Annotated in this window: 4 protein-coding genes; 1 reads left to right on the forward strand and 3 read right to left on the reverse strand. The window is 73.6% G+C overall.

Features of this window, described 5'->3' with window-relative positions:
* The 3 genes from QM572_RS05760 to QM572_RS05770 all read right to left on the reverse strand — a co-directional run.
* The coding region (locus QM572_RS05760; protein WP_415090981.1) for a DEAD/DEAH box helicase at positions 1-2,991 on the reverse strand (2,991 nt) is incomplete at its 3' end.
* Between the two features lie 39 nt (positions 2,992-3,030).
* Positions 3,031-4,383 carry a DUF1501 domain-containing protein gene (locus QM572_RS05765; RefSeq protein WP_415090983.1) on the reverse strand — a complete coding sequence of 451 codons (1,353 nt, stop codon included), beginning with the start codon at positions 4,381-4,383 and terminating at the stop codon, positions 3,031-3,033.
* A 17-nt stretch (positions 4,384-4,400) separates the two neighbouring features.
* Complete coding sequence (locus QM572_RS05770; protein WP_415090985.1) at positions 4,401-6,194, reverse strand: DUF1800 family protein; 1,794 nt, start codon at positions 6,192-6,194, stop codon at positions 4,401-4,403.
* A 201-nt stretch (positions 6,195-6,395) separates the two neighbouring features.
* Here QM572_RS05770 and QM572_RS05775 point away from each other — a divergent pair.
* A partial coding sequence (locus QM572_RS05775) for an intradiol ring-cleavage dioxygenase (RefSeq protein ID WP_415090987.1) occupies positions 6,396-7,367 on the forward strand: 972 nt, incomplete at its 3' end.

The following is a 7,367-nucleotide window of genomic DNA, read 5'->3' on the forward strand; positions in this document are numbered from 1 at the left end:
CGGCACGCCGAGGGCGTCCCGGAGCCGCCCGGCGTCCTCGACCACCGCCCACCGCGGCTCGCCCGCGACCCGGACCTCCACGATCCGCCGCGCACCGGCGAGCTCGCCGAGCCACGTCGCGGCGTCGCCGTCGGTCCGCTCGGCCACCTCCGCCGTGGACAGGGGCCCGACCAGCCGGATGAGGTCGGCCACCCCCTCGGCGCTCCGCGCCCGCCGGTCGGGGGCGAGGCGCTGCAGCTCGGCCTCGAGCTCCGCGAGCACGTCGGGGTCGAGCAGCTCGCGCAGCTCGGCCCGGCCGAGGAGCTCGGCCAGCAGCCCCTGGTCGAGGGTGAGGGCCGCGGCGCGACGCTCCGCGACGGGCGCGTCGCCCTCGTACATGAACGCCCCGACGTAGCCGAACAGCAGCGACCGCGCGTAGGGCGACGGCGTCGCCGTCGCGACCTCGGCCAGCGTGACCTCGCGGCGCTGCACCCGGCGGAGCAGCTGGACCAGCGCGGGCAGGTCGTAGACGTCGCGCAGGCACTCGCGCACCGCCTCGAGCACGATCGGGAAGGTCGGGTAGCGGCCCGCCACGGCCAGCAGCGCGGCCGAGCGCTGTCGCTGCTGCCACAGGGGGCTGCGGCGGCCGGGGTCGCGGCGGGGGAGCAGCAGGGCGCGGGCGGCGCACTCGCGGAAGCGGGAGGCGAAGAGCGAGGACCCGGTGACCTCGCCGGTGACCAGTGCCTCGATCTCGTCGGGCTCGAAGAGCACGAGGTCGGCGCCCGGCCGCTCGCCGCCCGCGCCCTCGGGGTCGCCGGTGTCGGGGACCCGGATGACGATGCCGTCGTCGGAGGCGACGGCCAGCCCGCCACCGGCTCCGAGCCCGTAGCGCTCCCGCAGCCGGGCCTCGATGGCCAGCGCCCACGGCTCGTGCACCGGGCGGCCGTACGGCGAGTGCAGCACCAGCCGCCAGTCGCCGAGCTCGTCGCGGAACCGCTCGAGCAGGAGGGTGGTGTCGCTCGGCACCACGCGGGTTGCCTCCGCCTGCTCGGAGACGTAGCCCACCAGGTTGGCGGCGGCCCACGCGTCGAGGCCGCCGTCGCGGGCGTGGGCGACCGCCTTCTCGGCCGGCATCGCCGCGAGCGCCCGGGTGTAGCCGCCGATCGCCTCGCCCAGCTCGGCAGGACGCCCGAGCCCGTCGCCCTTCCAGAACGGCAGCCGGCCGGGCACGCCGGGCGCCGGCGTCACCAGCACCCGGTCGTGGGTGATCTCCTGGATCCGCCAGCTGGTCGCGCCGAGCGCGAACACGTCGCCGACCCGCGACTCGTAGACCATCTCCTCGTCCAGCTCGCCGACCCGGCGGCCCACCCCCTCGCCGACGAGGTAGACGCCGAAGAGGCCGCGGTCGGGGATGGTGCCTCCGCTGGTCACCGCGAGGCGCTGCGCGCCCGGCCGGCCGCGGACGACGTCCGCCGTGCGGTCCCACACCACGCGAGGGCGCAGCTCGGCGAACTCCTCGCTCGGGTAGCGCCCGGCGAGCAGATCGAGGGTGGCGTCGAAGGCGGAGCGGGGGAGTCCGGCGTACGGCGCCGAGCGGCGGACGACGTCGAAGAGCTCGTCGACGGCCCAGTCGTCGAGGGCCGCCATCGCGACGATCTGCTGGGCGAGGACGTCGAGCGGGTTGGCCGGGATCGCGAGCGACTCGATCGCGCCGGAGCGCATCCGCTCCACCGCGACGGCGGTCGGCGCCAGGTCGCCGCGATGCTTGGGGAAGAGCACGCCGGCCGACGTCTCGCCGACCTGGTGTCCCGCGCGGCCGATCCGCTGGAGCGCAGAGGCGACGCTCGGTGGCGCCTCGATCTGCACCACGAGGTCGACGGCGCCCATGTCGATGCCCAGCTCGAGACTGCTCGTCGCCACCACCGCCGGGAGTCGGCCCGCCTTGAGGTCGTCCTCGATCTGGGCGCGCTCCTCCTTCGACACCGAGCCGTGGTGGGCGCGCGCGATCACCGGCGGCGCTCCCTGGGCCACGCCCGACTCCGCCATGACCTGAGCCGGCACCGACGGCGTCGGCTGGTGCTCGGAGGCGATCTCGTTGAGCCGCGCGGTGAGCCGCTCGGCGAGGCGGCGGGAGTTGGCGAAGACGATCGTCGAGCGATGCTCCTCGATCAGCCGCGCCACCTGCTCCTCCACATGCGGCCAGATGGAGTGCGAGCGGGTGGGATCGGCGTCGCCGCCGGGGGCGAGGGCCCGGTCGTCGTACTCCTTCGGGGCGTTCATCCGCTCGACGGGGACGACGACCTCGAGGTCCCAGCGCTTGGTGGCGGGCGGCGAGACGATCTCGACCGGCGCGGCGCCGCCGAGGAAGCGCGCGACCTCGTCGAGCGGCCGGACCGTGGCCGACAGACCGATCCGCTGCGCGGGCCGCTCCAGCAGCGTGTCGAGCCGCTCGAGCGTCACCGCGAGGTGGGCGCCGCGCTTGGTGCCGGCGACGGCGTGGATCTCGTCGACGATGACGGTCTCGACGTGGCGCAGCGTCTCCCGCGCCTGGCTCGTGAGCATGAGGAAGAGCGACTCGGGCGTCGTGATGAGGATGTCGGGCGGCGCCGTGATGAGACGCCGCCGGTCGGCCGCGGGCGTGTCCCCGGACCTCACCCCCACGCGGACCTCGCTCACCGACGCGCCGAGCCGCTCCGCGGTCGCGCGGATGCCGGCCAGCGGCGCCCGCAGGTTGCGCTCGACGTCGGTGCCGAGCGCCTTGAGCGGGCTCAGGTAGACGACCCTGGTGCGCGTCTCCTTCGCCGGCGAGGGCGCCGTCAGCAGCCGGTCGAGCGCCCACAGGAACGCCGACAGCGTCTTGCCCGACCCGGTCGGGGCGACGACGAGCGCGTGCCGGCCATGGCCGATCGCCTCCCACGCGCCCGCCTGCGCGGGGGTCGCCGACGCGAAGGCGCCCTCGAACCACGCGCGGGTGGGCTCACTGAAGCGCGCGAGCGGGGCGGAGGGGGGCACGTGCCCATCCTCGCTCACGCCACCGACAGGACCGCCAGGTCAGGACATGATCCCCAGGGCCGTCCGGGTGTAGTCGGAGCCGAACAGGCTGGACGGCGAGCGGCCGGGGAAGCGCGAGGCGATGACGTCGGCGAGCACGTCGCGGTAGTCGGTGGTGACCTGCAGGTCGTCGTCGACCAGCGCCGAGCTGGGTGTCGCGAGGGTCGGCCAGGTGCCGTAGTACCTCCCGCCCCTCACGCCCGCGCCGAAGAGCAGGATCATGTTGCCCCAGCCGTGATCGAGGCCGTTGGCGGAGTTCTCGCTCAGGCGGCGGCCGAACTCGCTGATGGTGACGACGGTGACCCGGCTGCGCTCGGCGCCCAGGTCGGTGAGGAAGGCGTCGAGGGCGGTGGCCAGGGCGTTGAGGTTGCGGTACATCCCGCCGGAGGTGCCCGAGGAGAAGGCGCCGTACCCCGCGTGGAAGTCCCACGAGCCGTAGTCGAGCGCGACCGTCTCGACGCCGACGCCCGACTTGATCAGCCGCGCCGTGTCCTCGAGCGCCGCGCCCAGGTCGGTCGCGGGCCAGGCGGTCGGATAGACGGCGCCGTTCGCGGGTGCGTACGTCGTCGCGGCGGCCGGGCCGACGCGGTCGACGATCGACAGCCCGCTGGCCACTCCCGCCTTGAGCCGCGCCGCGGTGGCCGCCGGGACGCTGCCCGGCACGGTCCCCCAGACGCTCGCGAGCGAGGCCTTGCGGTGGGCCTGCCAGCTGGCGTCGTCGTACGCGGGATCGGCGCCGGTGAGGACCAGGGAGCTCATCTCCCCGGCGGCGAGGGTGTCCACCGGCCCGCTGGTGAGCGTGGGGGACGTCGTCGAGCCGAAGAAGGTGGCCGAGAGCGGGTCGTCGGCGCTGGTGCCCAGCTCGACCAGCCGGTTGACCCACCCCTGGCGCAGGGTCGAGGTCGGGTCGGCGTCCTCGATCTGCTCCATCGCGGCGAAGTGGCTCCGGTTGGGCCGGACCATGCCGGTCGCGGTGACGGCCGCGAACTCGCCGCTGGTCCAGTACTTCTGCAGCGGCGTGAGCGCGGGGTGGAGGCCGAACATGGAGTCGGCGCAGATCAGCTTGGCCTGGGGGATGGCGATGACCGGGCGCTTGGCGTAGTAGGTCGCGTCCCCGTGGGGCACGACGACGCCCATGCCGTCGATGGCGCCCCGGAGGGAGAGCACGACGAGCACGTTGCCGGTGGCCGACGGGGTGTCGGCGTACGCGACGTTGCGCAGGGTGTCCCCGAAGAACGACGTCACCGCCGCGGCGCCCGCGGTGATCCCGGCGGCCGCCAGCAGGCGTCGCCGGCTCAGCGCGAGGGTCGCCTCGTCGCAGCAGGGGTCGGGGTGGGCCGAGGGCTCAGTCATCAGGTCCGCCGAGTCGGTCAGTGGGTGAGGTGGAGGGGGTGGTCGAGGAGCACCGACAGGCCGCGCAGCCCGAGCCAGCTGCCGAGCGCGGGGACCTGCCACATGCCGGTCTTCAGCACGGTGGCCGTCGTCATGCCGATGGCCTCGGCGAAGGCGCCCACGGTGACGTCGTCGGCGTCGTGCCCGAGCAGCTTCTGCGAGGCGTAGTGGGCGTAGTCGGCCACCGTGACCTTGCCGCTGGTGAGGTCCGGCAGGAAGTCGCCGAGATCGCGATAGGCGATGTTGCCGGTCGGCCACCAGCCGCCGAGGAGGCAGGCATGGGTGCGGAAGCTGTTGATCATCCGGCCGCCGGAGGTGTAGGCGTCGGCGTTGTCGGGGCGGCCGTCCGGCCGGGGCCAGCTGTAGGGGAGGCCGTCGGAGTAGCCGTAGACCAGCTCGTGGGCGGCGTCGTCGCTGCTGCCCGGGGCCTGGACGGTGATGCCGAGCGCCCGCACGGTGGCCACGAAGTCGCTCATCGGCGTGCGCACCTTCGCCCGGGCGGAGGCGGCGAACTCGGGGTGCCGCACGAGCGCCTCGAGCACGGGGACCAGGTCGGTGTCGGCCGCCTGGTAGACCGCCACCAGGTCGGCGATCAGCGTCGCGCTGGGGGAGTCGGAGACGAACCGGGTCGCGAGCTTGGTCATCAGCCGGCGCGCGGTGTTGGGATGGCGGGCGAGCGCGGTGAGGAAGTCCTTCGCGGTCTGGCCGGCCCTGCCCGATCCGTCGGAGGTGAAGCCCTGCACCGAGACCGCGGTCTTGTCGTGCCTGCTGTCGACGTACGTCGGGTCCCAGACGGCCGGGCTGCTCCAGGCGTTGCAGGTCCAGCCCGAGAGGATCTTCGCGGTGGCCCTGACGTCGGCCTCGGTGTAGTAGCCCACGCCGACGGTGTGCAGCTCGAGCAGCTCGCGGGCGTGGTTCTCGTTGGCCGTCGTGGCGGTCGAGGTCGCCGTGCCGAGGTAGGTGAGCATGGCGCCGCTGAGGCTGGCCTCGACCAGCAGGTCGCTGAAGGAGCCGAGCGCGCCGGCGCGGATGATGGCGTCGTAGTCCTGGCGCCAGTGCCAGCCGTCGGCGGTGACCGGGATGTGGAGGTGGTCGGAGAGGAACTCGACCATGGCCTCGAAGACCTGCCGGTTGCTGGCGATGCGGCGCATCAGGGTGAGGTTGCCGAGCTGCACGGCGTACTGCCAGGCGTCGGCGGTGCTGGCCGCCTCCTGGGCGCGGCGCTGGGCGGGGGTGTCGGTGAGCAGGGGATACCACGACGGCGCCGCGGCGGCGAGGGCCGACTCCGGCACCGAGCCAGGGGTGAGCTGGGCGTCGAACCATGCCAGCGGCCCGCCGGCCGCGGCGATCGCGTCGGCCTGGGCGGCGGTCCAGCCGCCGGTGAAGCGCGCGCACAGGTGGGCGACGTCGACTGCGGTGCTCGTGGCGGTGCTCGTGGCGGTCGTGGTGCTCGTGGTGCTCGTGGCCTCGGCACTCGCGGTGGAGGTCGGCGTGGAGGTGCTGGTCGTCGAGGTCGCGCTGGGCGTGGCGGTCGCCGATGGCGTACTAGTGGCGGTTGCAGTTGTGGCGGCTGCGGTGGCGGTCGCCGCCGGCTTCTTCGGGCTCTTGACCTTCCGCTTCTTGGCCTTGCGCTTCTTCTTTCTCTTCTTCTTGGCCTTCTTCGCCTCCGCCGGCCCGGCGAGTCCGAGCCAGGCGATGGCGCCGGCGAGCGCCGGCAGCCCCACGCGCGCGACCGCGCGTGGGACGTCTCCCGAGTCTGGTGAGTCCACCATGGGTCCATTGTGGGCGGAGCCGCCCGATTTCCAGCGGCGTTCGGCCGGGTTTGGGACCAGGGTCCCGGGTCTCGTGGCCGATGGGGCGTACCGCTTGCCGTCGTACTCCACAGCGAACGCACAAGAACGGTTCAGCGGTCGGTCAGAAGGGCTGGGAAGAGTGGGGACATCAGCGAACCGACCGCAGCAGGAGAAGTCATCATGAGCAACACGCCCGAGCCCGACCAGACCCCGGAGGGCCCGGCCTACGAAGGCCGGTTGCTCGCACGCCCCGGCGACGAGGTCGTCGACCAGGGTGTCGGGTTCGACCTCACCACGCTCCTCACCCGGCGCCGTGTGCTCAGCGTCGTCGGCATCGGCGCCGGCGCCCTGGCCCTGGCGGCCTGTGGCAGCGACGACTCCTCGTCGGCCTCCGACTCCTCGAGCTCGACCAGCTCGTCCGGCGGCTCGTCCACCAGCGACGGGGAGATCCCCCAGGAGACGAACGGCCCCTACCCGGCCGACGGCACCACCGACGTGAACGTGCTCGAGGAGTCGGGCATCGTCCGCAGCGACATCACCTCCAGCCTCGACGGCGGGACGACGGTCGACGGCGTACCGCTCTCCTTCACCTTCGCGCTCACCGACATGGCCAACGACGACGCGCCGTTCGAGGGCGTCGCGGTCTACATGTGGCAGTGCGACGCCCAGGGCCTCTACTCGATGTACTCCGACGGCGTCACCGACGAGACCTATCTCCGCGGGGTCCAGGTGGCCGACGCCGAGGGCAAGGTGACCTTCGAGACCATCGTGCCCGGCTGCTACACCGGCCGCTGGACGCACCTCCACTTCGAGGTCTACCCCGACGCCGACTCGGCCACCAACGCCGAGAACGCCATCGCGACCTCGCAGGTGGCCTTCCCCCAGGACATGCTCGACACCGTCTACCAGCTCGACGCGTACGACGGCTCGTCGGCCAACCTCGCCCAGATCACGCTCGACACGGACAACGTCTTCAGCGACGGCTACGACCTCCAGATGGGCACCTTCGAGGGCGACACCGACAACGGCTACACCGGCTCGCTCGCCGTCGCGGTCGACACCACCACCGAGCCCTCGGTCGCCACCGCGCCCACCGACGGCGGCGGCGGTGGCGGCCAGGGCGGCGGCGAGGGCGGCGAGCCCCCGTCGGGC

The organism is Nocardioides sp. (assembly GCF_047607365.1).
In the GTDB taxonomy this organism is placed as follows: domain Bacteria; phylum Actinomycetota; class Actinomycetes; order Propionibacteriales; family Nocardioidaceae; genus Nocardioides.

Bases quoted from the DNA above. Each gene is read 5' to 3' on its own strand.
- QM572_RS05765 (WP_415090983.1), bottom strand. From the start codon at position 4,383: ATGACTGAGCCCTCGGCCCACCCCGACCCCTGCTGCGACGAGGCGACC.
- QM572_RS05770 (WP_415090985.1), bottom strand. From the start codon at position 6,194: ATGGTGGACTCACCAGACTCGGGAGACGTCCCACGCGCGGTCGCGCGC.